Here is a 25780-nt window from a genome sequence, read left to right as displayed (position 1 = left end):
GAAAGGGATGTGCGAGGGTAATTCCTGAACGGTTAAAACTGTGAAAAATCGGTTAGTGATAAGTAAAAACTATCACATCGTGAAGCAGTTCACATATTTTAATGATGACAGGAACAGATATGGACACACTGGCACAGTACATCCAGACGTTAACCCCGCAGCTGAGCGCGTGGCGTCGTGATTTTCACCATTTCGCGGAATCCGGCTGGGTAGAGTTTCGTACCGCCGCGAAAGTCGCGGAAATCCTGGACTCGCTGGGTTACGAACTGGCGATGGGTCGCGACGTGGTCGATGCCGAAAGCCGGATGGGGCTGCCCGATACCGCTACCCTGGCGCATGAGTTTGCCCGCGCGCGGGCGCAGGGCGCGCCTGAGAAATGGCTGGCGCCGTTTGAAGGCGGCTTTACCGGCATTGTGGCGACCCTCAATACCGGCCGCCCTGGCCCAACCCTGGCGTTTCGCGTCGACATGGACGCCCTTGATTTAAGCGAAGCGCTCGACGACAGCCATCGTCCGTTCCGCGACGGGTTTGCCTCCTGCAACGCGGGAATGATGCACGCCTGCGCGCACGACGGCCACACCACCATTGGTCTGGGGCTGGCGCAGGTGCTTAAGCAGAATGAAGCCCGGCTGAACGGCACCATCAAGCTGATCTTCCAGCCCGCCGAAGAAGGTACGCGCGGCGCGCGCGCCATGGTTGCCGCCGGGGCGCTGGACGACGTGGACTATTTCACGGCTATCCATATTGGTACTGGCGTGCCTGCCGGAACGGTGATCTGCGGCAGCGATAACTTTATGGCCACCACCAAGTTCGACGTGAGCTTCACCGGCGTGGCCGCACACGCGGGCGGTAAGCCGGAGGACGGTCGTAACGCCCTGCTCGCCGCCGCGCAGGCCGCCCTCGCCCTGCACAGCATCGCCCCGCACAGCGAAGGTGCCTCCCGGGTAAACGTCGGCGTGATGCAGGCGGGCAGCGGACGCAACGTGGTGCCCGCGAATGCGCTGATTAAGGTTGAAACCCGCGGTGAAAGCGAAGCGATTAATCAGTATGTCTTTGAACGCGCGCAGGCGGTGATTACCGGCGCGGCGGCGCTCTACGGCGTGAGCGCCGAGGTGCGCCTGATGGGGGCAGCCACCTCCAGCGCACCGACGCCGGCCTGGGTGGATTATCTGCGCGAGCAGGCGAGTCAGGTTTCCGGGGTTGTTCACGCCATCAATAAGGTGAAGGCGCCAGCAGGCTCCGAAGACGCCACGCTGATGATGGCCCGCGTGCAGCAGAACGGCGGTATGGCGTCCTATATGGTGTTTGGCACGGAGTTGAGCGCCGGACATCACAACGAAAAATTCGACTTCGATGAGCAGGTCATGCCTGTCGCCATCGAAACGCTGGCGCGAACTGCGCTCAATTTCCCGTGGACGCGAGGTGTGTAATGCAGGAGAACTACGCTTTTATTGCCGATGCGATCGACACGCGATGTCGGACGTTAACCGATATTGCCGACGCGATTTGGGATCGTCCCGAGACCCGCTTTGAAGAGTTCTGGTCCGCCGAACGGCTGGCCAGCGAGCTGGAAGCAGAAGGCTTCACGCTGATCCGCGAGGCAGGCGGCATCCCCAACGCGTTTATCGCCAGCTTCGGCAGCGGGAAACCGGTTATCGCCCTGCTGGGCGAGTACGACGCGCTGGCCGGGTTAAGCCAGCAGGCACACTGCGCGACCGCGCAGACTGCCACGCCGGGAGCCAACGGCCATGGCTGCGGGCATAACCTCTTAGGCACCGCGGCGCTTGCGGGCGCAGTGGCGGTGAAAAGCTGGCTGGAGCAGCACGGCGGCAGCGGAACGGTGCGTTTTTACGGCTGTCCCGGCGAAGAAGGCGGCTCCGGGAAAACCTTTATGGTGCGCGAAGGGCTGTTTGATGACGTCGATGCCGCCGTCACCTGGCACCCGGAAGCCTTTGCCGGGATGTTTAACGTCAGCACGCTGGCGAATATTCAGGCCGCCTGGCGTTTTCACGGCGTGGCGGCACATGCGGCCAACTCCCCTCATCTGGGACGCAGCGCGCTGGACGCCGTGACGCTGATGACCACCGGCACCAACTTCCTTAACGAACACATTATCGAGAAAGCACGCGTCCATTACGCCATTACCGATACCGGCGGGATTTCGCCCAACGTGGTGCAGGCGCAGGCCGAGGTGCTATACCTGATCCGCGCCCCGGAGATGGCGGATGCGCAGCAGATCTACGAGCGCATCGAGAAAATCGCCCAGGGCGCGGCGCTGATGACCGAAACCACCGTCGAATGCCGCTTTGATAAAGCCTGCTCCAGCTATCTGCCGAACCGCACGCTTGAGGCGGCGATGTATCGCGCCCTGCAGCACTACGGCACGCCGGAGTGGACCGACGAGGAGCGCGAGTTTGCCCGCAAGATCCGCGCCACGCTGACGCCGAACGATCTGCAAAACAGCCTGAAAAATATTGCCGCCACGGGTGGCGAAGCGGGTAAAGCCTTTGCCCGTCGTCATCAGGCGACGCTGCTGGTGGATGAAGTCGCGCCCTACGCTATTACCGACAACGTGCTGGCGGGCTCAACGGACGTGGGCGACGTCAGCTGGAAAATGCCGGTCGCCCAGTGCTTCAGCCCCTGCTTTACCGTCGGCACGCCGCTGCACACCTGGCAGCTGGTGTCCCAGGGGCGTACTTCCATTGCTCACAAAGGCATGCTGCTGGCCGGAAAAGTGATGGGTGCGACCGCGCTCAATCTGCTGCTGGACGCAGCGCTGCTGAACAAATGCCGTGAAGAGTTCGAACAACAATTACAAGAAAAACCGTACGCGTGTCCGATCCCACAGGGCGTGACACCGTCACCTTTAAAATAAAAAAACACAACAACACAACACTCCCGAGGAACGCCCATGAGTATGTCATCCATACCTTCGCATTCCCCATCCGGTAAGCTCTATGGCTGGGTTGAAAGGATCGGCAATAAAGTGCCGCACCCTTTCCTGCTGTTTATCTATCTGATCGTGATTTTGATGGTCGCCACCGCCGTGCTCTCCGCCTTTGACGTGAGCGTGCGCAGCCCGGCTGACGGCAGCCTGGTGGCGGTGAAAAACCTGCTCAGCGTTGACGGACTGCACTGGTTTTTACCTAACGTCATCAAAAACTTCAGCGGTTTCGCCCCGCTGGGCGCCATTCTGGCGCTTGTGCTGGGTGCCGGGCTGGCAGAACGCGTTGGCCTGCTGCCCGCATTAATGGTGAAGATGGCTTCCCACGTCAGCGCGCGGTACGCGAGCTACATGGTGCTGTTTATCGCCTTCTTCAGCCATATCTCCTCCGACGCCGCGCTGGTGATCATGCCGCCGATGGGAGCGCTGATTTTCCTCGCCGTCGGTCGTCATCCCGTGGCGGGCCTGCTGTCGGCGATTGCGGGGGTGGGCTGCGGATTCACCGCTAACCTGCTTATCGTCACCACCGACGTGTTGCTCTCGGGCATCAGCACGGAGGCGGCAAAGACCATTGATGCGGCTATGCACGTCAGCGTGATCGACAACTGGTACTTTATGGCAAGCTCGGTCATTGTCCTGACGATTGTCGGCGGGCTGATTACCGATAAGATCGTCGAGCCGCGCCTGGGCAAATGGGAAGGCCGTAGCGATGAAAAGCTGGAGACCCTGAGCAAAGAGCAGCGCTTCGGCCTGCGCGTGGCTGGCGTGGTCTCGCTGGCCTTTATCGCGCTGGTGGCGCTGATGGTGGTCCCGGAAAACGGCATATTGCGCGATCCGGTTAAACATACGGTCCTGCCGTCACCGTTTATTCAGGGCATTGTGCCGCTGATTATCCTCTTCTTCTTTGTCGTTTCGCTCGCCTACGGTATCGCTACCGGCAAAATCCGCCGTCAGGGCGATTTGCCGCAGCTGATGATCGAGCCGATGAAGGAGATGGCGGGCTTTATCGTGATGGTGTTCCCGCTGGCGCAGTTTGTGGCGATGTTTAACTGGAGCAACATGGGCAAGTTTATGGCCGTGGGCCTGACCGACGCGCTGGAGGCTGCCGGATTAAGCGGCGTACCGGCGTTTGTCGGCCTGGCGCTGCTGTCATCCCTGCTGTGCATGTTTATCGCCAGCGGCTCCGCCATCTGGTCGATTCTGGCCCCGATCTTCGTACCGATGTTTATGATGCTGGGGTTCCACCCGGCTTTCGCGCAGATCCTGTTCCGCATCGCGGACTCTTCGGTTATTCCGCTGGCGCCGGTTTCGCCGTTTGTTCCGTTGTTTTTAGGCTTCCTGCAGCGCTATAAACCCGAGGCCAAACTGGGTACCTACTATTCGCTGGTTTTACCCTACCCGCTTATCTTTTTAGGGGTATGGCTGGTGATGCTGGTGGCATGGTATCTTGTCGGCCTGCCGATTGGACCGGGGATTTACCCGAGGCTGAACTAAAGGAATGAGGATGCTGAGATTACTCGAAGACAAGATTGCGACGCCGCTCGGCCCGCTGTGGGTGATCGCGGACGAGCAGTTCTGCCTGCGCGCCGTCGAATGGGAAGAGCACAGCGACCGCATGGAAGAACTGCTTGCGATTCACTACCGCTCACAGGGATATGAACGTATCCGCGCCACCAATCCGGGCGGGCTGAGCGACAAGCTTGCAGCGTACTTCGAAGGCGATCTCAGCATCATCGATACTCTGCCGACCGCCACGGCAGGCACTCCTTTTCAGCGCGAAGTGTGGCAGGCGCTACGTTCGATTCCATGCGGGCAGGTCATGCATTACGGCCAGCTTGCGGAGCAGCTAGGCCGCGCAGGGGCCGCACGCGCAGTAGGCGCCGCGAACGGCTCTAATCCGGTCAGCATCGTGGTGCCCTGCCATCGCGTTATTGGCCGCAACGGTACCCTGACCGGCTATGCCGGTGGCGTGCAGCGAAAAGAGTGGTTACTGCGTCACGAAGGGTATCTTTTGCTCTAGTTCCCAGGCTTTTTGTGCTTAATTTTCTACCGGTTAGGCTAAAAATCCATAATCAAGCTGTGGAATTTCAAGAAGATGGCGACGCATTGTCGTCTCTTGTCCTTATTGAGGGTTTGTCAGGCTTACGTACTTACCAAAAAGATGTTAAAATTGACCAATATCAATTAAGGCTTGAGCAAACCTATGATCCCGGAAAAGCGAATTATACGACGCATTCAGTCTGGCGGTTGTGCTATCCATTGCCAGGATTGCAGCATCAGCCAGCTCTGTATCCCGTTTACCCTGAATGAGCATGAACTCGATCAGCTTGATAATATCATCGAGCGCAAAAAGCCTATTCAGAAAGGGCAGACGCTGTTTAAAGCGGGAGACGAACTGAAATCGCTCTATGCTATCCGTTCTGGCACCATCAAGAGCTACACCATCACCGAGCAGGGTGATGAGCAGATCACCGGCTTCCATCTGGCGGGCGACCTGGTGGGCTTTGATGCCATCGGCACGGGCCATCACCCGAGCTTTGCTCAGGCACTCGAAACCTCGATGGTTTGCGAAATCCCGTTTGAAACCCTGGACGATCTCTCCGGTAAGATGCCTAACCTGCGTCAGCAGATGATGCGTCTGATGAGCGGTGAGATCAAAGGCGATCAGGACATGATCCTGCTGCTTTCCAAAAAGAATGCAGAAGAGCGCCTGGCCGCGTTTATCTACAACCTCTCCCGCCGCTTCGCCGAGCGTGGCTTCTCGCCGCGTGAATTCCGTCTGACGATGACGCGTGGCGATATCGGTAACTACCTGGGTCTGACCGTGGAAACCATCAGCCGTCTGCTGGGTCGTTTCCAGAAGAGCGGGATGCTGGCCGTTAAAGGTAAATACATCACTATCGAAAACGGTGAAGCGCTGGCCGTTCTTGCCGGGCACGCCCGCAACGTGGCATAACTTTCCACCTGTTGATGACCAGACTGATAAATTCTTGTGATTTATTGGTCTGGTATAATCACTTTCGTTTCAAGATATTTTCACCGTAGTACGTCCCCACACAGCGCCCGAAAGGTTCTCGTTGAGGTTATGAATTGAGAGAAAGTTTGTTTTTCGTTTCAGTCGTGATCGCCTCAGTGACCTTTATCTTCATCTGGATCATGCTTGTCGGCCCAATGAAGGGGGAGGAAAAAACCTACGTTCAGGACTCCACGACCTTTGCGATAGCGGTGATGGTGCTGCTGTTTATTGCGTTTATCGCGGTGACGACCACAGTGCTTTTCCTCTGATAAATTTTCATGAATTATTGATCTGGCAAAACCTCCCCTCTGTTTCATTCAGGATATATAGGTTACTCTTTTAATTACAGACTGTGGTGACAGTAGTAAGGAGACCTGTATGGCCAAGTATCAAAACATGCTGGTAGCTATCGATCCGAATCAGGACGATCAGCCGGCATTACGACGTGCTGTGTATTTACATCAACGGATTGGTGGCAAAATCAAAGCGTTTTTGCCGATCTATGACTTCTCGTATGAGATGACCACCCTTCTGTCGCCTGACGAGCGCACCGCTATGCGTCAGGGCGTCATCAGCCAGCGTACCGCGTGGATCCGTGAACAGGCGAAGTATTACCTGGAAGCGGGTGTGCCCATTGATATTAAAGTGGTCTGGCATAACCGACCTTTCGAAGCCATCATCCAGGAGATTGTCGCCGGTGGGCACGACCTGCTGCTGAAGATGGCGCACCAGCACGACAAGCTGGAATCCGTGATCTTCACCCCGACCGACTGGCACTTGCTGCGTAAATGCCCTTGCCCGGTCTGGATGGTGAAAGACCAGCCGTGGCCTGAAGGCGGAAAAGCCGTTGTGGCGGTAAACCTCGCGAGCGAAGAGGATTACCACAATTCGCTGAACGAGAAGCTGGTGAAGGAGACCCTCCAGCTTGCCGATCAGGTGAATCATACCGAAGTGCATCTGGTGGGCGCCTATCCGGTCACCCCGATTAACATTGCCATTGAGCTGCCTGAATTTGACCCGAGCGTGTACAACGACGCGATCCGCGGTCAGCACCTGCTGGCCATGAAAGCGCTGCGCCAGAAATTCAGCATTGATGAGAAAATGACCCACGTGGAAAAAGGACTGCCTGAAGAGGTGATCCCGGACCTGGCGGAACACCTGCAGGCGGGGATTGTGGTGCTGGGCACCATTGGCCGGACCGGTATTTCTGCCGCCTTCCTCGGCAATACCGCCGAACAGGTAATCGACCATCTGCGCTGCGACCTGCTGGTCATTAAGCCGGATGAGTACCAGACGCCGGTTGAGCTGGACGATCCGGAAGACGATTAACCAGCAAGATGAAAAAAAACCGTCGGGGAACCGGCGGTTTTTTTTTGCCGGGTGGCGGCTTCGCCTTACCCGGCCTACGGGTTTGGTAGGCCCGGTAAGCTTGCACCACCGGGCTTTACCCTGTCAGAGTGATTTCAGAATCGCATCCACGCTGGCTTTGGCATCGCCAAACAGCATGTGGGTGTTCTCTTTGAAGAACAGCGGGTTCTGAACCCCGGCATAGCCGGTATTCATGGAGCGTTTAAACACAATCACGTTCTGCGCCTTCCACACTTCCAGAACCGGCATACCGGCGATTGGGCTACCAGGATCGTCCTGTGCAGCAGGGTTAACGGTATCGTTGGCGCCAATGACCAGCACGGTGTCGGTGTCGGCGAAATCATCGTTGATCTCGTCCATTTCCAGCACGATGTCGTAAGGCACTTTCGCTTCCGCCAGCAGCACGTTCATATGGCCAGGCAAACGCCCTGCCACCGGGTGAATACCAAAGCGAACCTTAATACCCCGCGCGCGCAGCTTCTCGGTGATTTCCGCAACCGGATACTGCGCCTGCGCCACCGCCATGCCGTAGCCCGGAGTGATGATCACGGAATGCGAGTTTTTCAGCATGTCTGCAGTATCTTCCGCAGAAATTTCACGGTGTTCCCCCACTTCTTCATCCGCACTGGAAGAAGACCCATCGGTCCCGAAACCACCGGCGATAACGCTGATGAACGAACGGTTCATCGCCTTACACATGATGTAAGACAGGATCGCACCGGAAGAACCCACCAGCGCACCGGTGACGATCAGCAGGTCGTTGCTCAGCATAAAGCCTGCCGCCGCTGCCGCCCAACCGGAGTAGGAGTTCAGCATCGAGACAACCACCGGCATATCCGCACCGCCGATGGACGCCACCAGGTGCCAGCCGAACGCCAGCGCGATGATGGTCATCACCAGCAACGCCAGCACCTGCAGACCGACGCTTTCGGTACGCACGAAGATCACCAGCAGTACAAACGACACGACCAGCGCCGCCAGGTTCAGCTTATGACGGTTTGGCAGCATCAGCGGTTTAGAGGAGATCTTCCCGCGCAGTTTGCCGAACGCGACAATAGAACCGGTGAAGGTCACCGCACCGATGAAGATACCGAGGAACACTTCCGTCAGGTGGATGTTCACCAGAATCGGTTCCAGGCCCGGTTCGTGATACAGGTAGCTGTTGAAGCCCACCAGCACCGCCGCCAGACCCACGAAGCTGTGCAGAATAGCGACCAGCTCCGGCATCTCGGTCATTTCAACGCGTTTCGCGAGGCGAATACCAATCGCGCCGCCGATGATCATCGCTACCAGGATCCACGCCACGTTGCCGGTATCCGGCCCGAAGATGGTGGCAATCAGCGCAATAGCCATCCCGGCGATACCAAAGTTATTCCCCTGCTGAGACGTTTCGTGTTTGGAAAGCCCCGCCAGACTGAAAATAAACAGGATTGCAGCAACAATGTATGCGGCTGTCACTAATCCTCCAGACATATGCTACCCCTTAGCCTTTACGAAACATTTTCAGCATGCGCTGAGTCACGGTGAAACCACCGAAAATATTGATACTGGCGATCAGCACCGCGATAAAGCTCAGGAAGCTGATCCAGCCGCCGTGACCAATCTGCAGTAACGCCCCCACTACGATGATCCCGGAGATGGCGTTGGTTACCGACATCAGCGGCGTGTGCAGCGCATGGGAGACGTTCCACACCACGTAGTAGCCTACGACGCAGGAGAGCGCGAAGACGGTAAAGTGGCCGAGGAACTCTTTCGGCGCGACGTCAGCCAGCCAGCCGAACAGAATAATCACCAGCGCCATGATCGCGTATTTGCGCCACGGAGAAGCCGGTTTGGCGGGCTCTTTAGGCGCGGGCGCCGCTTTCGCTGCCGCCTGAGGCTGAGCAGAAACCTGAATAGGCGGCGCAGGCCAGGTAATTTCACCTTCACGGACCACGGTGACGCCGCGCACCACTACATCGTCAAAATCGACGGTGATGTTGCCGTCTTTCTCTTTGCAAAGCAGCTTCAGCAGGTTGACGAGGTTCGTGCCGTACAGCTGAGAAGACTGCGTTGGCAGACGGCCCGGCAGATCGGTATAGCCGATCACCTTCACACCGTTAGCGGTCGTGGTCACCTGATTCGGTACGGTATATTCACAGTTACCGCCGTTTTGGGCGGCCAGGTCGACAATCACGCTGCCCGATTTCATGGAGTCAACCATCTCACGGGTAATCAGCTTCGGTGCCGGTTTACCGGGGATAAGCGCGGTGGTGACAATAATGTCGACATCTTTCGCCTGGGCAGCGAAGAGTTCCATTTCGGCTTTGATAAAGGCTTCGGACATCACCTTCGCGTAACCGTCGCCGCTGCCTGCCTCTTCCTTAAAGTCCAGTTCAAGGAATTCGGCCCCCATACTCTGAACCTGTTCCTTTACTTCAGGACGGGTGTCAAAGGCGCGTACGATAGCGCCCAGGCTGTTTGCCGCACCGATGGCGGCAAGGCCCGCTACGCCCGCACCAATCACCATCACTTTCGCCGGAGGGACTTTACCCGCGGCGGTGATTTGACCGGTAAAGAAGCGACCAAATTCGTGGGCCGCTTCAACAATGGCGCGGTAGCCGGCAATGTTTGCCATGGAGCTTAAGGCATCCAGCGACTGCGCGCGCGAAATGCGCGGCACGGAGTCCATCGCCATCACGGTCACGCCACGGGCCGCCAGCTTCTCCATCAGCTCCGGGTTTTGCGCAGGCCAGATGAAGCTCACCAGGGTCGTCCCCGGATTCAGCAGCGCAATTTCACTCTCTTCCGGTGCGTTGACCTTCAGAATCACCGGCGACTGCCAGACGTCAGCACCGTCGACCACTTCTGCGCCAGCCTGGATAAAGGCCTCGTCATCGAAACTCGCCAGTTTGCCTGCGCCGCTTTCGACCGCGACCGTAAAACCCAGTTTAAGCAGTTGCTCCACCGTTTTCGGTGTTGCCGCTACGCGGGTTTCATTGGCTAACCGTTCTTTTGGTACCCCAATACGCATAGTTTTCCCTTCCATCGGTTTTTGATGATGGTTTATCGATAAATGCCCGCGGTTTGTATCAATTTTCGCCATCGCGCGAGCGACGAGATATGATTAACCCCGGAAAATAAAACAGTAACAAACTGTCTATAACCTACTGAAAATAGCGCCCGTGATCTACCGCCAGAAAACACTATTTCTTACTTTATCTGTGAAAAATAAGCGATCGGCGTCACTGACAGTGATATTTACCTTAAATTCATCGCCAGAACCGATAAATCGCGCAAACGAAGCGGTAAAAACATGATATAGCGCCATAAGAGAACAACTTGTTAACATTAAATTAACTTGTAAAAGTCATATGCTTTATCAGTTTTACTTGTCAAACGCGTGTTTTTTCAACATATCACTAAATGTTATCGAATAAGGTGATTCAGTAAGCACGGGCAGTGAAAAATGGCGCAGACAGCGACGGGTTTTAAATGCAATAATCGGGACCGTCTCAAATTAACAACAATACCAGTACATGGTTTGCGCAAGGCGAAGGATCATTTTTATGAAGCTTAAGAACACACTCCTGGCGTCCGCACTTCTTTCCGCGACCGCCCTGTCTGCGAATGCCGCAACAGAGTTAACGCCGGAGCAAGCGGCAGCGTTAAAACCTTTTGACCATACGGTCATTGTGGGTCGTTATAATTCTATTGGCGACGCCGTCGCCGCGGCATCAAAAGCTGCTGATAAAAACGGGGCTGCCTCGTTTTATGTCGTTGACCAGTCCGATTACGGCAACAGCGGTAACCAGCGCGTGACCATTGCGCTGTTCAAAGACAATGCGCCAAAAGCTGACGCACCGAAAAACCGCGTGATCAACGGTGTTGTTGAACTGCCGAAAGATCAGGCGATTGAGCTGGAACCTTACGACACCGTCACTGTTCAGGGCTTCTATCGCAGCCAGCCTGAAGTGAACGATGCCATCACCAAAGCCGCGAAAGAGAAAGGGGCCTACTCGTTCTTCATCGTGCGTCAGGTCGATGCTAACCAGGGTGGCAACCAGCGTATTACCGCGTTCATCTATAAAAAAGATGCGAAAAAACGTGTTCTGCAGAGCCCGGATGCCATCCCGGCGAATTCAGAAGCAGGTCGCGCGGCAATAGCAAAAGGCGGCGAAGAAGCGAAGAAAGTTGAAATTCCAGGCGTAGCAACGACGGCTGCCCCAAGCGCTGAAGTGGGCCGTTTCTTCGAAACGCAGTCCACGAAAGGTGGCCGCTATTCCGTTACGCTGCCGGACGGTACCAAAATTGAAGAGCTGAACAACGCCACTGCAGCGCAGATGGTGCCGTTCGACAGCATCAAGTTTACCGGCAACTACGGCAACATGACGGAAGTCTCTTACCAGGTCGCGAAGCGTGCGGCTAAGAAAGGGGCGAAGTACTACCACATCACCCGCCAGTGGCAGGAACGTGGTAATAACGTGACCATCAGCGCCGATCTGTACAAGTAACAAAATCGTTTACGAAAGGCGGCGCAATGCCGCCTTTTTTGTTACTTTTTTTGAATTTCTGCCACACGTCATTGCATGCTTTCGTTACACTCCGTAAAATCCCGCGCCTTAGTGTGATCCACCATTTTTATGCGCCTGAGCGAAATAATTATTCTGGATTTTGACCTTTCATAACAGGAAGCCAATGGAAAAGAAACTTGGCCTGAGTGCTCTGACTGCACTCGTTTTAAGCTCAATGCTGGGTGCAGGCGTATTCAGTTTGCCGCAAAATATGGCGGCCGTTGCGAGCCCTTCCGCGCTCATCATTGGCTGGGGCATTACCGGTGTCGGAATACTGCTGCTGGCCTTCGCCATGCTGCTCCTCACCCGCATTCGCCCGGATCTGGACGGCGGCATTTTCACCTATGCACGTGAAGGTTTCGGCGAGCTGATTGGCTTCTGTTCCGCATGGGGATACTGGCTGTGTGCCGTTATCGCCAACGTCTCCTATCTGGTGATCGTCTTCTCGGCGCTCAGTTTCTTTACCGATACGCCAGAGCTGCGTCTCTTTGGCGACGGGAATACCTGGCAGTCTATTGTGGGCGCCTCGGTGCTGCTGTGGTTCGTCCACTGGCTGGTATTACGCGGCGTACAAACGGCCGCCAGCATCAACCTGGTGGCGACGCTGGCGAAACTGGTTCCGCTCGGCCTGTTTATTATTCTGGCCTTTATTGCGTTCCGTATGGACGTATTCAAGCTCGATTTCAGCGGCGTTGCGCTGGGTGTTCCCGTCTGGGAGCAGGTGAAAAACACGATGCTGATTACCCTGTGGGTGTTCATCGGTGTGGAAGGTGCAGTCGTGGTTTCTGCCCGTGCGCGGAATAAACGCGATGTGGGCCGCGCCACGCTGCTGGCCGTACTGGCCGCGCTCGGGGTCTATCTGCTGGTGACGCTGCTGTCGCTGGGCGTGGTGGCGCGTCCTGAGCTGGCGGAAATGCGTAACCCGTCAATGGCAGGCCTGATGGTGAAAATGCTCGGTCCCTGGGGCGATGTGGTGATTGCCGCAGGACTGATCGTCTCCGTCTGCGGCGCTTACCTGAGCTGGACCATCATGGCGGCTGAAGTGCCGTTCCTGGCCGCGACGCACAAGGCGTTTCCACGCCTGTTCGCCCGTCAAAACAAAAACAGCGCGCCGTCGGCATCACTCTGGCTGACCAACATCAGCGTTCAGGTCTGCCTGGTGCTGATCTGGCTCACAGGTTCAGACTATAACACGCTGCTGACCATCGCCTCGGAGATGATTCTGGTACCCTATTTCTTAGTGGGTGCGTATCTGTTAAAAATTGCCACACGCCCGGCGCATTATGTCGTGGGTGTCGGAGCCTGTATTTACGGCCTGTGGTTGTTGTATGCTTCCGGACCTATGCATCTGCTGCTGTCGGTAGTGCTGTACGCACCGGGTCTGCTGGTGTTTATCTACGCCCGCCGCACGCATCAGCTGGAGAATGCGCTGAAACGCCGTGAGATGGCATTAATTGGACTGCTACTGGTTGCTGCCCTGCCGGCAACCTGGATGTTAATGGGATAGCATCGCCTTTCCCATTGTTGAACTGTAAAGGAGAATACGATGGGAAATGCACCGCTTCGCCCAATACTGATTACCGGTGGAGGCCGCCGTATCGGCCTCGCTCTTGCCCATCACTTTCTCAACCTTCGCCATCCTGTCATTGTCAGCTACCGTACGGAATACCCGTCGATTGAAGGGTTACGCAAAGCCGGAGCGGTCTGCATTCAGGCTGATTTTTCAACCGATGAAGGCATTCTGGCTTTCGCGGAAGAGGTGAAGTCCACCACGACGGGGCTGCGCGCTGTGATCCATAACGCCAGCGCATGGCGTGCCGAAAAACCCGGTACGTCACTCAGCGAAACGCTCTCCGCCATGTTGCAGATCCACGTTAATACCCCTTATCTGCTCAACCACGCCCTGCAGGATCTGCTGCGCGGCCATGGGCATGCTGCGGGCGACATCATTCACTTCACTGATTATGTGGTGGAGCGCGGAAGCGACAAGCACATCGCCTACGCGGCCAGCAAAGCCGCGCTGGATAATATGACGCGCTCGTTTGCCCGCAAGCTTGCGCCCGAGGTGAAGGTGAACGCCATCGCCCCGGCGATGATTTTGTTTAACGAAAACGATGATGCGGAGTATCGCCAGCAGGCGCTGAATAAGTCGCTTATGAAAATCGCCCCTGGCGAGAAAGAGGTCATCGACCTCGTTGATTACCTGCTCACCAGCTGCTATGTCACCGGCAGAACCTTTGCCGTGGACGGCGGCCGCCCGCTGCGCTAGTGAAAACGAATAACAGCCAGAATTACGGAACCGACGTTAATTTTGAAAGATTAATGGAAGGTTAAGGTTCCGCGGTGTATGTTGGCTTTTTTCACGAAAACAGACGCTGTATGAATAAGATTGTTTATGTTGAAGACGAACCCGAAGTCGGGCAGTTGATCGCCGCCTATCTGGGTAAACATGATATGGACGTCATTGTTGAACCTCGCGGCGATCGTGCCGAAGAGGTGGTCGTCCGTGAAAACCCGGATCTGGTGCTGCTGGATATCATGTTGCCAGGCAAAGACGGCATGACGCTCTGTCGTGACCTGCGCGCCCGGTGGGAGGGCCCTATCGTCCTGCTCACCTCGCTGGACAGCGATATGAACCATATCTTGTCGCTGGAGATGGGTGCCAATGACTACATTCTGAAAACCACACCGCCTGCCGTCCTGCTCGCTCGCCTGCGCCTCCATTTGCGCCAGCACGCCAGCATCGAACGCGAAGCGCCCGCGGCGTCTCTGACGCCGCACAAAGCGATGCGCTTCGGTACGCTGTCTATTGACCCCATTAACCGCCAGGTGCTGCTCTCTGGCGAGCTTATCGCCCTCTCCACCGCAGATTTTGACCTGCTGTGGGAGCTGGCAACGCACGCCGGGCAAATCATGGACCGCGACGCGCTGCTGAAAAATCTGCGTGGCGTGAGCTATGACGGAATGGACCGCAGCGTTGACGTGGCGATTTCGCGTCTGCGCAAAAAGCTGCAGGATAACGCTACAGAGCCCTACCGCATTAAAACCGTGCGTAATAAGGGTTACCTGTTTGCCCCCCACGCCTGGGAAACCTGATTCCGTTATCCGGTTAGCATAACATGCGCGAAATGAAGGCATTACACAGTGATGTCCTCTCTATCGCGCCTTTATTTATCCGTTTGCGCAACAATTAACTTGCTAAGCACGCGAACTATCCCATAATTAAACCTTCTACTGTCCTTTCTTCAGCTGGCACTGACCCGGCTACAACGCTTTCTCACCGTGAAGCTCTCACGAAACCCCTCCCATAAAATCTTGATATGAGGATTTAAGCCCATGAAATATGTATAGCTACAGTCAGGTTGAAGCCATCAAAACCAATCTTGAATGGATTGTTAATCAGGCAGCGCTTAGCCATGCCTCTCCCTCACGCGCCGATCGGAAAGCGCTCTTTGATCTCCTTGAACTCATCCAGTTTTACGAAATACTTCTGGATTTAATTAATGAATTTGGAACTGTCGTGATTGATACGCACATTGCGGAAGGCCTGGCCGTAACGGAAACACTCATCGCCAAGGTAAAAAGAAGTGCGCACGCGATGTAATGCGCTTCACAGACATGAAAATATCGGCGGGTTTCATGTATATTCTGCACAAAGCGTTTCTTCGGTGAGATCCAATGAAAAAGCTGTTTGTGCAGTTTTAGTGTGCAGAAAATTCGCAACTCATTGAAATGGCTTTATTTGTCATGGTATCAGTGAGTTAGCCAGAAACGTTTAACGGACATATACGGACATGCACGGTCTTTTTGATGCCCCTATCGGTGTCCCTTCTTTCAAAATGCCCCCAAATTTGCCCCCAATATTCCCCTGTTTTGCGAAGCTCCTTCCGGGTTCGTAACACTCTGCTTTACGTCTCTCTATCTGATCAGCATGGTCGCCACGAATTCGTTTGTAAGACTTAACCAGCGCACCTCTTTTTCTCCCTGCCCTATACTTTCAGTCTGATATCTGGCTGGAGGTTTCTATGTGTGGACGCTTTGCACAAGCCCAAACCCGTGAAGAATATCTGGCATACCTCGCAGATGAAGCCGATCGAGACATCGCATTCGACCCTGAGCCGATTGGACGTTACAACGTGGCTCCAGGCACGAAGGTCCTGTTGCTAAGCGAACGAAACGAGCAGTTACATCTTGATCCTGTATTATGGGGTTATGCCCCGGGATGGTGGGATAAAGCACCCCTGATTAATGCGCGCGTCGAAACGGCGGCCACCAGCAGAATGTTTAAACCTCTATGGCAACATGGCCGCGCGATCTGCTTCGCCGATGGATGGTTCGAGTGGAAAAAAGAAGGTGACAAAAAACAGCCCTACTTCATTCACCGTGCCAATGGCCAACCAATATTTATGGCAGCGATCGGCAGCACACCATTTGAGCGTGGTGATGAAGCTGAGGGTTTTCTTATAGTGACATCGGCAGCGGATAAAGGTCTGGTCGACATTCACGACCGCCGGCCACTTGTTTTGTCACCAGAAGCGGCACGTGAGTGGATGCGGCAGGATATTGGTGGGAAAGAAGCTGAAGAGATCGCAGCCGACGGCACTGTGCCAGCTGAGATGTTTATCTGGCATGCAGTGGCCCGTGATGTTGGAAATGTACAAAATCAGGGGAGAAAATTGATAGAACAAACAAATATATAATCTGCCGTACTTTTGATGCGCACTTTATATTTGGTTAAATATTATCTTATCTTAAGAAAGGAATATATTTGCAGGCATCGAACCACTAAGTCCATTTATACGATAGAATTCAACACGAACACCTGGCTTTAACGTTTGGCTTTCACTATTACTTAATGCAGAAACATGTAAAAAAACATCTTTTCTGCCATCAGATGGGATAATCAATCCCTTTCCGCTCTTGAAGTCAAAACTTTTGACAATTCCTGTCATTTTACGAGACAAATATTTTCCTAATGGTAATCCAGATTTGACTATACAGGATTAGTTAATAATAGCTAATCCTATTTTAACGGCCTTCTGGAAGGCTAAAATAAAATTTGCTTAATCATTCAACACGTGCCTTAATGGTTTGGCTGATTCGTTGCGATGATGAATCTAACTTTTCCAAAAGCCGTTCTCATAACCAGGTGTTATCTCTGATACCTCCTCCTCTTGAGTCCATACATATACCAGCATACGTTTCTTATCATGAGCTTGCTTGTCAGTTTGAAATGTTCAAACTGAGTTTGTATGTCATCTAAAATCATAGGTCTTGTTAAGTGGTTTAACGAAGATAAGGGGTTTGGTTTTATCTCCCCACTCGATGGAAGTAAAGATGTTCTTGTTCACACTTCTTCCCTGCTGGGAGAAACATTTGATACTCTATTTGAAGGACAAAAAGTCAAATTCGCTATCATAGCTGGAACTAAAGGTCCAGTCGCTGCCAATGTAACACTTTGCGATAGATAATTTTTAGATGGTTTACTTAAGCCAGCATGACTTTATCAGTGAAAGGTGATTGTTCGGTTACGCACATCATTACAACAGGCCAGCATATTTACTTACCATAAAGTTTGCTGACCGATGTGATGAAATGCAGGACTGCTGCATGAACAGTCTCAAAGCAGAAGCTAACTGCTTATAAAATATTAAAGTGCGTAAGAGGTTAGGCAGCCTCTAAAAGCATCACTTCTTATTTTTTTAATTTTTTTAGAAGCGCTGGGGAGATTTGAATAAAGCACAGCAGTATGGGCACACCAATTGAGCCCCCTTTTGTACACGATTGTAACTATGTTCGGAATCTTTTGAGCAGTTTGGACAAGGACATTTTACTAAATAATTTCGGCGGAATTGAGTGTTTTTACGTGCTGACATAGACTTCTCCAGTTCAAATGGACCGTTACAGTACACGTTAAGTCAGTATAATGCTTGTTTTAATTTCGATAGAGGCAAAAAAAATGAACAAACAGCCCCCTTTCGAACACCTGCAGGGGCTAAAAGCCATCAAAATACATGGTGATATATGAAAAAAGTAATCATTTTTTTTAATGGTAAGCCAAGTAAAGTTATCACTGTGCTTAAAGGTGTGACATCAATACGCGAAGAATATCCTAATGGAGAAGTGATAAACCTTCAGATAATGTCAGCAGGTTTTCCCTCTTTAACAGGTGACCATGAAGTGGTCTATGTGGCATCAGATCGAGAGCTTACCTCTCAGGAAATATTAGATGCGGCGCAGAAGTATCTTTGACGCAAGGGATTCAACGCCAACGTTCATGAAATCATTATTATAACTACGTTTAATTATTATAGCCTGCTTAACGCAGGCTTTTTTTTACCCCCACACAAACATTTATAATTAAGACATGTACATCCAACACCATGGCAATATGACTTTATTGCTGAAGAAACCATAAGGCTTCCATGAAAATTCTATATTACACAGTATTAATAGTTATTGAAGCCCCATTCTCAGATAATAATATCAATCCTCTTATCTTAGGTCTCTTGCATGACCGAAACTATTCAAGTAAGTCAAACCGAGGCGTTAAACTTCCATCCCATGCATTCATTGGTTCAGAGGGTCAGGCAGTTTTAGAGTGGGAGTCTGAAAAAGATGGAGCAGAAAAACTAAAAAAAAGACTCTACCAGATGCTGCATGGAATTACACGTTTAGAAGAGTCTCCCACAGCAATTTTTCTAATGATTTGCCCAGAAGATAAAACCTTAACCTTTGTTTCAAGACTTAAAGTAAAAAAATGAACATCGATATTTTAACCTTCACCATCTGAAAATACCGTGACCGTGAAAACTGCGAAAGAAAATCATGAGGCACATCAGTAAATTTTGTATCATTTGCTAAGCATTGCTGTTACATTCGGTTTTATGATGAATCCTCCTCAGGGGCAGGGCTAACTAACCTGATGATTTGTATATCAAGCGTCTCATCGTGAATTTCTGAAGCAGCGAGTCACGAGTGGTTAGCTCAATGACTCACCGGGAGGCACCCGGCATCATATCCATAAGCCCCTGTATAATTGCAGGGGCTTATTTACATTACAAAAGCATAGTAGTAGACATATTACTCTTAATACTCATAGCCGATAATTAGGTTCGAATGAATATACCGTTTAAAGAATCATCTAACTTTTATTAGGTCTGAATACCTCGTAGTATATCGTGGAGATAACATATCCCGTTTCATCTGCCATTGCTGCTGTATGCCCTGCCCGGCAAAATAAAGCGTTCCCTTTCCATCTTTCGCGTTCAGATAATCCAGAACTTCCATCAACCTATCGCTACCAGCGCGCGGCGCGTTCTCGTCGAACAAGTTGAGCTGGGCCACACCATGGCTAAAGAAGTCACCCAGCATAATGCCGGCTTTCTGGTAACGGTGTCCGTCTTTCCAGATTTTGTCCAGGCACTTTACCGCGGCGTTAATGATGTCGCGTGAATCCTGAGTGGGGGTAAGAAGCTTCATGGACGCACTGTTACCGTAATACGGCTCGTTAAGCGCAAAGGGAGAGGTTTTCACGAACGCAGAGATAAACCGGCAATACTGGTGCTCACCACGAAGCTTTTCAGCACCACGGGCCGCATAGCTGCAGATGGCCTGACGCATCTGCTCATATTCTGTGACGCGTTCACCAAAAGACCGGCTGCAGACGATTTCCTGCTTAGCTGGTGCAAACTCCTCCAGCTCGAGGCATGGCTCGCCGCGCAGCTCCCTGACCGTTCGCTCGAGTACCACGTTAAAGTGTTTGCGGATAATCCAGGTGCTTTGTTCTGAGAGGTCCAAAGCCGTTTTGATGCCCATGGCGTTAAGCTTCTTACTTATACGCCTGCCGACGCCCCACACGTCCTCTACAGGCACAATAGCCAACAACCGACGCTGCCGGTCGATATTGGACAAATCAACCACCCCACCAGTCTGGCGCTGCCATTTCTTGGCGGCGTGGTTTGCCAGTTTAGCGAGTGTTTTTGTCTGAGCAATGCCAACCCCGACAGTCAGGTGTGTACGCTTCAGAACCTTAGAGCGGATTTCTTTCCCGAAGTCAGTCAGGTCCCGGCAGTTGCGAACGCCAGTCAGGTCGCAAAAAGCTTCGTCGATGCTGTAAATTTCGACGCGGAGGCTCATTTCCTCAAGCGTCGTCATTACCCGGTTCGACATATCTGCGTACAACTCGTAATTACTGCTGAAGCAAACCACACCAGCGCGCCGGAATAGATCCTTTTGCTTAAAGAATGGCTCTCCCATAGTAATTCCAGCGGCTTTGGCCTCGGCGCTGCGTGCTATTACACAGCCGTCATTATTCGAAAGAACAACCACTGGGCACCCTTTTAAGTCGGGCCGAAACACCGTCTCGCATGATGCATAGAACGAATTCACATCACAGAGCGCAAACATGTTCAGCTCGCCGATTTCACGATGAAAGTCACGACACCGAACACATCAAGCGTGTCCTCGCTGCCGACAATTATCGGCGAGTAAGCGCTGTTCATAGGATTGAGTTGCACGGTCGGGCGCAGCTGCAGACGCTTAACAGTGAATTCCCCTTCCACCGCGGCAATGACAATGTCACCGTGCTCAGCTGTGCGCGAGCTGTCCACCACCAGCAGATCACCATCGCTGATCCCGGCTTCGAGCATTGAATCACCCGCGGCTTTGACGAAGTATGTTGAGCTCGGGTGGGAAACCAGTAACTCATTGAGATCGATACGCTGTTCAACGTAATCAGCAGCAGGGCTTGGAAAACCACACTGTACTAAGTCACTGAAAAGCGGGAGAGCGATAATTTCTCGCAGTTCTGTTGGCCTGATGAATTCCATTGCACACACCTCAAATACTGTTTTTATATACAGTAGTTTTATTTGTAAATGTCCGCAAGATGGAGACACTACCGTCTCTGCTTAAAGCTTCGCCGTTTCGTTTCTAAGTTTCTATCCAACTTCGAATTATGAGTTTTGTAAATTTTATGGCCGCAACTCAGTGTGAACAGATTTAAGCCGATTTTGAAACTGGGAATTTTTTATACAACGTGCAGACGGCAACGTCATAAATTATCGCTACCTGCTTCCTGTCCACACCGTTCGCTATCAACCGCCCGGCCTGCGCCCATTGGTCCTGGGTAAGCTTCGGACGCCTGCCGCCGATTCGCCCTTTCTCACGAGCTGCAGCCAGACCTGCCCGGGTGCGTTCCACAATCAACTCCCTCTCCATTTCCGCCAGGGCCGACATGATATGAAAGATAAAGCGCCCCATCGGGCTGGATGTATCGATACTGTCCGTGAGGCTCTTAAAGTGGATCCCGCGCTGCCGGAGTTCGTCCACCAGCAGCACCAGATTACGCATGCTGCGCCCAAGGCGGTCCAGCTTCCAAACCACCAGCGTATCCCCCTCATTCAATGCCTTTAGAAGCTTTTTGAGTGCTGGCCGGTTTGCCACAGTTCCGCTCATTTTTTCTTCGAAAATCTGTTCACATCCTGCGCGTTCGAGCGCTTGCCGCTGAAGATCCGTATTTTGGTCATTTGTTGACACCCTTACATAGCCAATTTGCATATTTTTCACCCAGTTATTTCTGCAAAAAAATCAGGTGAAGTTATCGGCTAGGCCGCTCAGGAGCAATCTATAAAACGTCGGTTTGGGAGATCTGGCAACTGAAAACAGTAGTGGTATCAGAAAGCAACTTCTAAAAGTTGACCCACAACTAGGAAGCACGGTTGAACTTAATGTTTTTATTCCCGGTGCCGGTGTGAAAAATGGTTCGGGATTAGTTTTCAAACGTCCTGCATCTGATGGTTATGTCATCATGCAGTACAACACCTCAGGAGATTATGAGGTCAGTAACGTAATCATGGGAATCGATACTGCGTCACGTAACGTTTCTTGGGATTTCCAGTTGTCAGGAAACGCTGTTGCGAATGCCGGCTCATGGCTGAGCAATTCCGATAAAGAGATCAAAACCAACATAAAGGTTATAGAAAACCCGCTTGATAAAATGCGAATGATGCATGGATATACCTGGGAGCGTCTGGATGATGCACCTCCTGGGCAGGGTTTTATTGCACAGGAGCTTATGAAAGTCATGCCGACGGCAGTTTTTGAGGGAGGACGTACCGAACTTAAAGACGGTACGGTAGTTGAGAAAACCTTATCGGTAGATGTGCCTGGTGCATCAGCAGCACTTCACCATGAGGCTACCATGCCAGACTCCGCGACCTTCGCTATGAACTCCTGGTTGATGGTGTAACTCGTCGATTCTCCCTTAATGCCTAGGTATTTCGCACACCAGCCAAGCGCCAGCGTATAGGCTTCAGAAACGTTTGAAACGCAGATACCGAGCACCGATGTTGAGGATGTTTGCTCACCGCTCGCTTGGGTTGCCGTCTTTGCCGTGGCGTTCTGCTCAATCAGCCGGGCGCCAAGCTGCACCATGTAATCGCGCTTGCTATCCATGGCCTCTTTAGCCAGCATGTTCGGCTGCGCCTGGGCATAACCAAACGAACCCTCCTTGGGAAGCAAAAGAGGTGATCGGGAACCAATTTTCACGCCCTTCTTCTCGAGGTGATCGCGCCAGTTGGTATCAAGCCCGGTCATATACGGCTGTACCTGGCCACAGAACCATACGCTGTCTTCATAGTCAGCACTGTTGCGGTAATGTCCGTGGTTTATTTCCACCAGCGCGGCCAGCGGCGAATCATCGATAGTAGGATCATTGTTTTGGGCACCGACAAAGGTGAACGGGATTTCATCCCAGTAGTCCTTTCCTTTCGGCTTAGGGTGGTACTCACTGTCAACGGTGTAGGTTCCGCTTACGGTGCCACCAGCCCGGCGCCATACACGGCATATGAACCGCCCTTCTTCTAGCGCCAGCTCGCGATACTGGATTTCATCCTTGTAAGCATAACCATCCGGCTCTTCTACGCATTCCCGCAGCACCACCAGCACCAGCTGATCGCGCCCGTTAATACGCTTTGTTCGCCAGTTAATGATGTTCTCTGCCGGATAGCGGAGGATGATTGCTTCGTCGGACTCTTCAGCGTAATCGACGTAAATGCCCTCTCGCGCAACCTCCAGCACGTTCTCTGCCACCAGTTGCGACTGCTGATAGATGCTGGTACCGGCTCCGTCCGCATTGTCCAACAGGTACTTCAGCTTCTCCGGACCGTTAAACGTGGGGTCCTTGCGATACGCCATCCCAAGCATGCCGATCTTCGTATTACCGGCAATCGCATAGAACACCGCGCGGCTCAGATAGTCCTCATTGCGCTTGCGATTGCGTGTGGATTTATCGGTTGGGTCGAGATACGGCAGATACTTATTACCCGCCGCTTTTACGGCCTCAGCTCCTTTGCAGAAGTCCCTGTATTTCCTCCAGGCAGCAGAAGCCGCCCGGTGTTCTGGTCGAACCCAGGTGATGTCGTCGTTTGCCATATCAGAAAGTGGTATCCATGGTGATTGAGTATGCCGGTTTCACGATGGGGTAATCCTTCACGATGAAGTACCCACCAGCATCATTGGGGTGATCGTTATCAGCTGATTTGTCTGGTTCGCCATTAGCCGCCCAGATTTGCTGCTCGAGGCTCTCGGTGTAAACCGGGCAGTTCTGAACGTTCACCAGATAGCGGCGTTCTCCGTTGGCGTTGCAGAACATGGCGTTCATTGAGTTGATGCGGTCTTTAACCGGCGGGTTGGCATCATCAACAATGACGCTGAACCCGGCATCATTAAGCTGGGCAATATCGGTCTTGCTGGCGTTCTGCGATTTGCGTGAGTCGCCAGAGGCATCTGGATAGATGTAAATCTCCCGGCTCTTCACGTAGCGTCCATCCTCGTAGCGCCAGAACTCTTCCTGAATGCGCTTAATCATCGCCGGCGTGTCGTAGACTTTCACCAGCTCACGAACCGCACGCGGCAGGCCATTACGCTTAACATGAACAATCGCGGCCATTTTTCCAACGTTGAAGTCCATGCCGATAAATAGCGGATCACCATCCTGAATCTCGTCAGAACAGTTATTCAGCTTACGGTTGAACGTGTGGTAAATGGTCCCGCTGTTGAGGTTGGTGAACTTCCCTCGCAGGTATGCCTGAATCAGTTCGTCAGGGTAAGAGCTCAGCAGCGACGTGATGTAATCCGCGGGCAGATTCTTCGCATTGTCGAACGTGCTGGCCTGAATCAGTCCGTATAGAGCCGCAAGCTCTGGCTTTTCACGTACCGCCTTCACGAACTGCTGGTAGACGAACTTGAACCCTTCCGGCGTTGTCGTTACGTCAATTCCATTCCTCAGGCCCGGGATGTTGTAACGCATACGAGCGATGATTTTTCGCCAGGCTTGTTGCGCTTTGGCAGCCGCCATGACGTCAAGCTCATCCACCATCGCGTTACCGATTTTGAAACCAACTATCGAGCCGGGCTTCTCCATAGAGCGGCAGATTGTGGTCCCGCGGTACCTTCGCCCCTCGTAGAAGTGGACCTCTTTGTTCCCCTCGTTGATTTTGACGGTTAACCCCCAGTTGAAGGCCACCTCTTCAATCGTCGGGTAAAAGATGTCACGAATTTGCGGGTACGTCGGCGCGAAATAGCCCTGGTTAATCTTCGGGTGCTCCCACATCCCTTTGCAGATGCCGCCACAACCCACCCACGTTTTACCCGAACCGAACCCGGCAACGTAGGCCTTGAATTTGTGCTGCATCGCGAGGAAGCGCGCCTGAGGAATGTTAAGTGTCGGGCTGATCCCCATCGTCCGCCCTCGCGTCCACTACGTTGATATTGATCTGCACTGGGGTTGGTTCATCGTCGTCACCATCACCCGCAAGCTCTTTACGGAGTTTCTCAACCTCCAGCTGCCGGCGTTCGATTTCTATCTGCTGCAGGCGCTGCGCGAACTCGCTATCGGCCAGGCCCAGGCGCTTCATTACCGCCTCGAACATGCGCTCACGGCTGATAGCAGTGATTTCAACGCCATTCTTGCCGACCTTCACACCTGAATAAGCGAGCCGAGAAGCTGCCGGGAGTTTGCGCGTATCGGGGAAATAAGGCTGACCGATGCCCTCACCATTGCAGCGTGGGCATTCAGGGTTTGGCTCTCGGGTGTGGTCGTAGCCATAGCCGCCTGTGTCATCTGGTTGCCTGGCTCCTTCCCTTCCCTCAGCCTTTGCTGTTTCCTCTTCAAACTCAACTGCATCGCGCCACTGGTAGTGATGACCGAAGCCCCAGCAGTAACGACACGCGCCGCGACGATACTGTGAAAGCTGGTTTGCATCGAAGGTGGCGAGCTGCCACATCTGAGCGAGGATTTCATCGGCACTCCCGATAGTGCGCACAATGGACGCTTTTTGCTGCTGCGCAATAGCCTGCGCAACTGAAGTTTTCTGAAGGAGTTGATAGCCGATTTGTTCAGCTGATTTTTTACTGTAGCCAGCCCGGATAGCAGCCCGAGTGGCGTTGTTGTCCTTCAGGTACTCCGCGACAAATAAGCGCTGCTGAGCAGTAAGTCCATCATCATCCACCAGTTCATTTGCGCTCTTATCTTTCTGCGCAGTGCGCACTATCTTTCGCGGGTAAATTTTTGTATTTTGCGCAGCAGTTTTCTTGATATAGCGGCGAGCAGTTACATAATTAAGGTTATGTGCCTCGCACCATTCCTTAGGGGATATGCCAGTAGCAGCGTGATCAGACAGGAACCGCTTCTGCAGTTCGCCCCAATCCGGCTTAGCCATTGTTACCTCTAAACTGAATGAACTTTAGACGTCACTCACAGCTTCAGTATTTGAAGCAATGGAGTATTTTTTCTCAAAGAAATCTTGAAATGAGGATTTAAGCTTATGAAATAAGTATAACTACGATGACGTACAGAAAATCAAGGCCAATCTCGAGTGGATAGTGCATCAAGCC

At 52.8% G+C, this 25780-nt stretch carries 27 protein-coding genes; 17 read left to right on the top strand and 10 right to left on the bottom strand.

Annotated features, from left to right (window positions below; genetic code table 11):
* The first annotated feature begins 119 nt into the window (after nt 1-119).
* The 7 genes from OTG14_RS05940 to uspE all read left to right on the top strand — a co-directional run bounded on the left by OTG14_RS05940 (nt 120) and on the right by uspE (nt 7289).
* A complete protein-coding gene (locus OTG14_RS05940; RefSeq protein WP_048991201.1) occupies nt 120-1430 on the top strand; it encodes a M20 family metallo-hydrolase in 1311 nt (436 codons plus the stop codon).
* Nucleotides 1430-2875 carry a M20 family metallopeptidase gene (locus OTG14_RS05935; RefSeq protein ID WP_061715394.1) on the top strand — a complete coding sequence of 482 codons (1446 nt, stop codon included), beginning with the start codon at nt 1430-1432 and terminating at the stop codon, nt 2873-2875. The genes OTG14_RS05940 and OTG14_RS05935 overlap by 1 nt, the downstream gene beginning before the upstream one ends.
* Nucleotides 2876-2911: 36 nt before the next feature.
* Entirely contained in the window at nt 2912-4438 is a 1527-nt protein-coding gene (gene abgT / locus OTG14_RS05930) for a p-aminobenzoyl-glutamate transporter (protein ID WP_048991204.1), read from the top strand.
* Between the two features lie 10 nt (nt 4439-4448).
* On the top strand, nt 4449-4964 hold the full coding sequence (gene ogt, locus OTG14_RS05925) for a methylated-DNA--[protein]-cysteine S-methyltransferase (protein WP_048991206.1): 516 nt from the start codon (nt 4449-4451) through the stop codon (nt 4962-4964).
* Nucleotides 4965-5147: 183 nt separating this feature from the next.
* A complete protein-coding gene (gene fnr, locus OTG14_RS05920; RefSeq protein WP_006174991.1) occupies nt 5148-5900 on the top strand; it encodes a fumarate/nitrate reduction transcriptional regulator Fnr in 753 nt (250 codons plus the stop codon).
* Nucleotides 5901-6046: 146 nt separating this feature from the next.
* Complete coding sequence (locus OTG14_RS05915; RefSeq protein ID WP_014883604.1) at nt 6047-6229, top strand: hypothetical protein; 183 nt, start codon at nt 6047-6049, stop codon at nt 6227-6229.
* Between the two features lie 109 nt (nt 6230-6338).
* Nucleotides 6339-7289 (top strand): universal stress protein UspE, encoded by a 951-nt coding sequence (uspE, locus tag OTG14_RS05910; protein WP_024909171.1) that lies wholly within the window; start codon nt 6339-6341, stop codon nt 7287-7289.
* Between the two features lie 123 nt (nt 7290-7412).
* On the opposite strand, the gene pntB is transcribed toward uspE, so the two are convergent.
* Nucleotides 7413-8801 (bottom strand): Re/Si-specific NAD(P)(+) transhydrogenase subunit beta, encoded by a 1389-nt coding sequence (gene pntB / locus OTG14_RS05905; protein ID WP_267214719.1) that lies wholly within the window; start codon nt 8799-8801, stop codon nt 7413-7415.
* Between the two features lie 10 nt (nt 8802-8811).
* On the bottom strand, nt 8812-10341 hold the full coding sequence (gene pntA / locus OTG14_RS05900) for a Re/Si-specific NAD(P)(+) transhydrogenase subunit alpha (protein ID WP_024909330.1): 1530 nt from the start codon (nt 10339-10341) through the stop codon (nt 8812-8814).
* Between the two features lie 535 nt (nt 10342-10876).
* Between pntA and ydgH the strand changes: the two genes are divergently transcribed.
* The 6 genes from ydgH (at nt 10877) to OTG14_RS05870 (ending at nt 16581) form a co-directional block, all read left to right on the top strand.
* The gene (gene ydgH, locus OTG14_RS05895; protein WP_024909331.1) at nt 10877-11821 is read left to right on the top strand and encodes a DUF1471 family protein YdgH; all 945 of its coding nucleotides are present in this window, start codon (nt 10877-10879) and stop codon (nt 11819-11821) included.
* 184 nt (nt 11822-12005) lie between these two features.
* Entirely contained in the window at nt 12006-13388 is a 1383-nt protein-coding gene (locus tag OTG14_RS05890; protein ID WP_048991207.1) for an amino acid permease, read from the top strand.
* A gap of 39 nt (nt 13389-13427) precedes the next feature.
* Nucleotides 13428-14150 (top strand): dihydromonapterin reductase, encoded by a 723-nt coding sequence (gene folM / locus OTG14_RS05885; RefSeq protein ID WP_061715397.1) that lies wholly within the window; start codon nt 13428-13430, stop codon nt 14148-14150.
* Nucleotides 14151-14260: 110 nt separating this feature from the next.
* Nucleotides 14261-14977, top strand: a complete 717-nt coding sequence (gene rstA / locus OTG14_RS05880; protein ID WP_024909333.1) for a two-component system response regulator RstA — start codon at nt 14261-14263, stop codon at nt 14975-14977.
* Between the two features lie 247 nt (nt 14978-15224).
* The gene (locus tag OTG14_RS05875; protein ID WP_090417218.1) at nt 15225-15485 is read left to right on the top strand and encodes a hypothetical protein; all 261 of its coding nucleotides are present in this window, start codon (nt 15225-15227) and stop codon (nt 15483-15485) included.
* A gap of 421 nt (nt 15486-15906) precedes the next feature.
* The gene (locus tag OTG14_RS05870) at nt 15907-16581 is read left to right on the top strand and encodes an SOS response-associated peptidase (protein WP_267214718.1); all 675 of its coding nucleotides are present in this window, start codon (nt 15907-15909) and stop codon (nt 16579-16581) included.
* A gap of 51 nt (nt 16582-16632) precedes the next feature.
* Here the strand turns inward: OTG14_RS05870 and cspF are convergent, their stop codons facing one another.
* Nucleotides 16633-16845, bottom strand: coding sequence for a cold shock-like protein CspF (cspF, locus tag OTG14_RS05865; RefSeq protein WP_267214717.1), 213 nt, complete (start codon nt 16843-16845; stop codon nt 16633-16635).
* A 288-nt stretch (nt 16846-17133) separates the two neighbouring features.
* Between cspF and OTG14_RS05860 the strand changes: the two genes are divergently transcribed.
* Nucleotides 17134-17352, top strand: coding sequence for a cold shock domain-containing protein (locus OTG14_RS05860; RefSeq protein WP_267214716.1), 219 nt, complete (start codon nt 17134-17136; stop codon nt 17350-17352).
* Between the two features lie 240 nt (nt 17353-17592).
* Here OTG14_RS05860 and OTG14_RS05855 read toward each other — a convergent pair whose 3' ends face one another.
* Nucleotides 17593-17757, bottom strand: a complete 165-nt coding sequence (locus OTG14_RS05855) for a YnfU family zinc-binding protein (RefSeq protein ID WP_213758942.1) — start codon at nt 17755-17757, stop codon at nt 17593-17595.
* A gap of 148 nt (nt 17758-17905) precedes the next feature.
* Here OTG14_RS05855 and OTG14_RS05850 point away from each other — a divergent pair, with 148 nt between their 5' ends.
* Entirely contained in the window at nt 17906-18133 is a 228-nt protein-coding gene (locus OTG14_RS05850; protein WP_025910815.1) for a hypothetical protein, read from the top strand.
* A gap of 173 nt (nt 18134-18306) precedes the next feature.
* Complete coding sequence (locus tag OTG14_RS05845) at nt 18307-18645, top strand: hypothetical protein (protein ID WP_126328652.1); 339 nt, start codon at nt 18307-18309, stop codon at nt 18643-18645.
* Between the two features lie 376 nt (nt 18646-19021).
* On the opposite strand, the gene OTG14_RS05840 is transcribed toward OTG14_RS05845, so the two are convergent.
* The 3 genes from OTG14_RS05840 to OTG14_RS05830 all read right to left on the bottom strand — a co-directional run bounded on the left by OTG14_RS05840 (nt 19022) and on the right by OTG14_RS05830 (nt 21442).
* Nucleotides 19022-20290, bottom strand: coding sequence for a Y-family DNA polymerase (locus OTG14_RS05840; protein WP_267214715.1), 1269 nt, complete (start codon nt 20288-20290; stop codon nt 19022-19024).
* 2 nt (nt 20291-20292) lie between these two features.
* Nucleotides 20293-20712, bottom strand: coding sequence for a translesion error-prone DNA polymerase V autoproteolytic subunit (locus OTG14_RS05835; RefSeq protein WP_100122046.1), 420 nt, complete (start codon nt 20710-20712; stop codon nt 20293-20295).
* 172 nt (nt 20713-20884) lie between these two features.
* Complete coding sequence (locus tag OTG14_RS05830) at nt 20885-21442, bottom strand: recombinase family protein (protein ID WP_100122122.1); 558 nt, start codon at nt 21440-21442, stop codon at nt 20885-20887.
* Nucleotides 21443-21524: 82 nt separating this feature from the next.
* Here OTG14_RS05830 and OTG14_RS05825 point away from each other — a divergent pair, with 82 nt between their 5' ends.
* Nucleotides 21525-22133, top strand: coding sequence for a tail fiber domain-containing protein (locus OTG14_RS05825; RefSeq protein WP_267214714.1), 609 nt, complete (start codon nt 21525-21527; stop codon nt 22131-22133).
* Here OTG14_RS05825 and OTG14_RS05820 read toward each other — a convergent pair.
* Genes OTG14_RS05820 through OTG14_RS05810 form a run of 3 tightly spaced genes read right to left on the bottom strand, consistent with a single transcriptional unit; the run spans nt 22070 to nt 25605 of the window.
* Nucleotides 22070-23317: a DUF4055 domain-containing protein gene (locus OTG14_RS05820; RefSeq protein ID WP_267214713.1), complete on the bottom strand. Its 1248-nt coding sequence runs from the start codon at nt 23315-23317 to the stop codon at nt 22070-22072. The genes OTG14_RS05825 and OTG14_RS05820 overlap by 64 nt on opposite strands.
* Nucleotide 23318: 1 nt before the next feature.
* Nucleotides 23319-24626 carry a terminase large subunit domain-containing protein gene (locus OTG14_RS05815; RefSeq protein ID WP_267214712.1) on the bottom strand — a complete coding sequence of 436 codons (1308 nt, stop codon included), beginning with the start codon at nt 24624-24626 and terminating at the stop codon, nt 23319-23321.
* Nucleotides 24604-25605, bottom strand: a complete 1002-nt coding sequence (locus OTG14_RS05810) for a terminase small subunit (RefSeq protein WP_267214711.1) — start codon at nt 25603-25605, stop codon at nt 24604-24606. Before OTG14_RS05810 ends, OTG14_RS05815 begins: the two co-directional genes overlap by 23 nt.
* Nucleotides 25606-25780 lie beyond the last annotated feature (175 nt).

The sequence above is a fragment of the Enterobacter pseudoroggenkampii genome, from assembly GCF_026420145.1.
Lineage (GTDB): Bacteria > Pseudomonadota > Gammaproteobacteria > Enterobacterales > Enterobacteriaceae > Enterobacter > Enterobacter pseudoroggenkampii.
This window is presented reverse-complemented; position numbering and strand designations above follow the sequence as displayed.

Excerpts from the sequence above, each read along its gene's own strand:
- OTG14_RS05940 (WP_048991201.1), top strand. The coding sequence starts at position 120 with ATGGACACACTGGCACAGTACATCCAGACGTTAACCCCGCAGCTGAGC.
- OTG14_RS05935 (WP_061715394.1), top strand. The coding sequence starts at position 1,430 with ATGCAGGAGAACTACGCTTTTATTGCCGATGCGATCGACACGCGATGT.
- abgT (WP_048991204.1), top strand. The coding sequence starts at position 2,912 with ATGAGTATGTCATCCATACCTTCGCATTCCCCATCCGGTAAGCTCTAT.
- ogt (WP_048991206.1), top strand. The coding sequence starts at position 4,449 with ATGCTGAGATTACTCGAAGACAAGATTGCGACGCCGCTCGGCCCGCTG.
- fnr (WP_006174991.1), top strand. The coding sequence starts at position 5,148 with ATGATCCCGGAAAAGCGAATTATACGACGCATTCAGTCTGGCGGTTGT.
- uspE (WP_024909171.1), top strand. The coding sequence starts at position 6,339 with ATGGCCAAGTATCAAAACATGCTGGTAGCTATCGATCCGAATCAGGAC.
- pntB (WP_267214719.1), bottom strand. The coding sequence starts at position 8,801 with ATGTCTGGAGGATTAGTGACAGCCGCATACATTGTTGCTGCAATCCTG.
- pntA (WP_024909330.1), bottom strand. The coding sequence starts at position 10,341 with ATGCGTATTGGGGTACCAAAAGAACGGTTAGCCAATGAAACCCGCGTA.
- ydgH (WP_024909331.1), top strand. The coding sequence starts at position 10,877 with ATGAAGCTTAAGAACACACTCCTGGCGTCCGCACTTCTTTCCGCGACC.
- OTG14_RS05890 (WP_048991207.1), top strand. The coding sequence starts at position 12,006 with ATGGAAAAGAAACTTGGCCTGAGTGCTCTGACTGCACTCGTTTTAAGC.
- folM (WP_061715397.1), top strand. The coding sequence starts at position 13,428 with ATGGGAAATGCACCGCTTCGCCCAATACTGATTACCGGTGGAGGCCGC.
- rstA (WP_024909333.1), top strand. The coding sequence starts at position 14,261 with ATGAATAAGATTGTTTATGTTGAAGACGAACCCGAAGTCGGGCAGTTG.
- OTG14_RS05875 (WP_090417218.1), top strand. The coding sequence starts at position 15,225 with ATGTATAGCTACAGTCAGGTTGAAGCCATCAAAACCAATCTTGAATGG.
- OTG14_RS05870 (WP_267214718.1), top strand. The coding sequence starts at position 15,907 with ATGTGTGGACGCTTTGCACAAGCCCAAACCCGTGAAGAATATCTGGCA.
- OTG14_RS05860 (WP_267214716.1), top strand. The coding sequence starts at position 17,134 with ATGTCATCTAAAATCATAGGTCTTGTTAAGTGGTTTAACGAAGATAAG.
- OTG14_RS05855 (WP_213758942.1), bottom strand. The coding sequence starts at position 17,757 with ATGTCAGCACGTAAAAACACTCAATTCCGCCGAAATTATTTAGTAAAA.
- OTG14_RS05850 (WP_025910815.1), top strand. The coding sequence starts at position 17,906 with ATGAAAAAAGTAATCATTTTTTTTAATGGTAAGCCAAGTAAAGTTATC.
- OTG14_RS05845 (WP_126328652.1), top strand. The coding sequence starts at position 18,307 with ATGAAAATTCTATATTACACAGTATTAATAGTTATTGAAGCCCCATTC.
- OTG14_RS05840 (WP_267214715.1), bottom strand. The coding sequence starts at position 20,290 with ATGTTTGCGCTCTGTGATGTGAATTCGTTCTATGCATCATGCGAGACG.
- OTG14_RS05835 (WP_100122046.1), bottom strand. The coding sequence starts at position 20,712 with ATGGAATTCATCAGGCCAACAGAACTGCGAGAAATTATCGCTCTCCCG.
- OTG14_RS05830 (WP_100122122.1), bottom strand. The coding sequence starts at position 21,442 with ATGCAAATTGGCTATGTAAGGGTGTCAACAAATGACCAAAATACGGAT.
- OTG14_RS05820 (WP_267214713.1), bottom strand. The coding sequence starts at position 23,317 with ATGGCAAACGACGACATCACCTGGGTTCGACCAGAACACCGGGCGGCT.
- OTG14_RS05815 (WP_267214712.1), bottom strand. The coding sequence starts at position 24,626 with ATGGGGATCAGCCCGACACTTAACATTCCTCAGGCGCGCTTCCTCGCG.
- OTG14_RS05810 (WP_267214711.1), bottom strand. The coding sequence starts at position 25,605 with ATGGCTAAGCCGGATTGGGGCGAACTGCAGAAGCGGTTCCTGTCTGAT.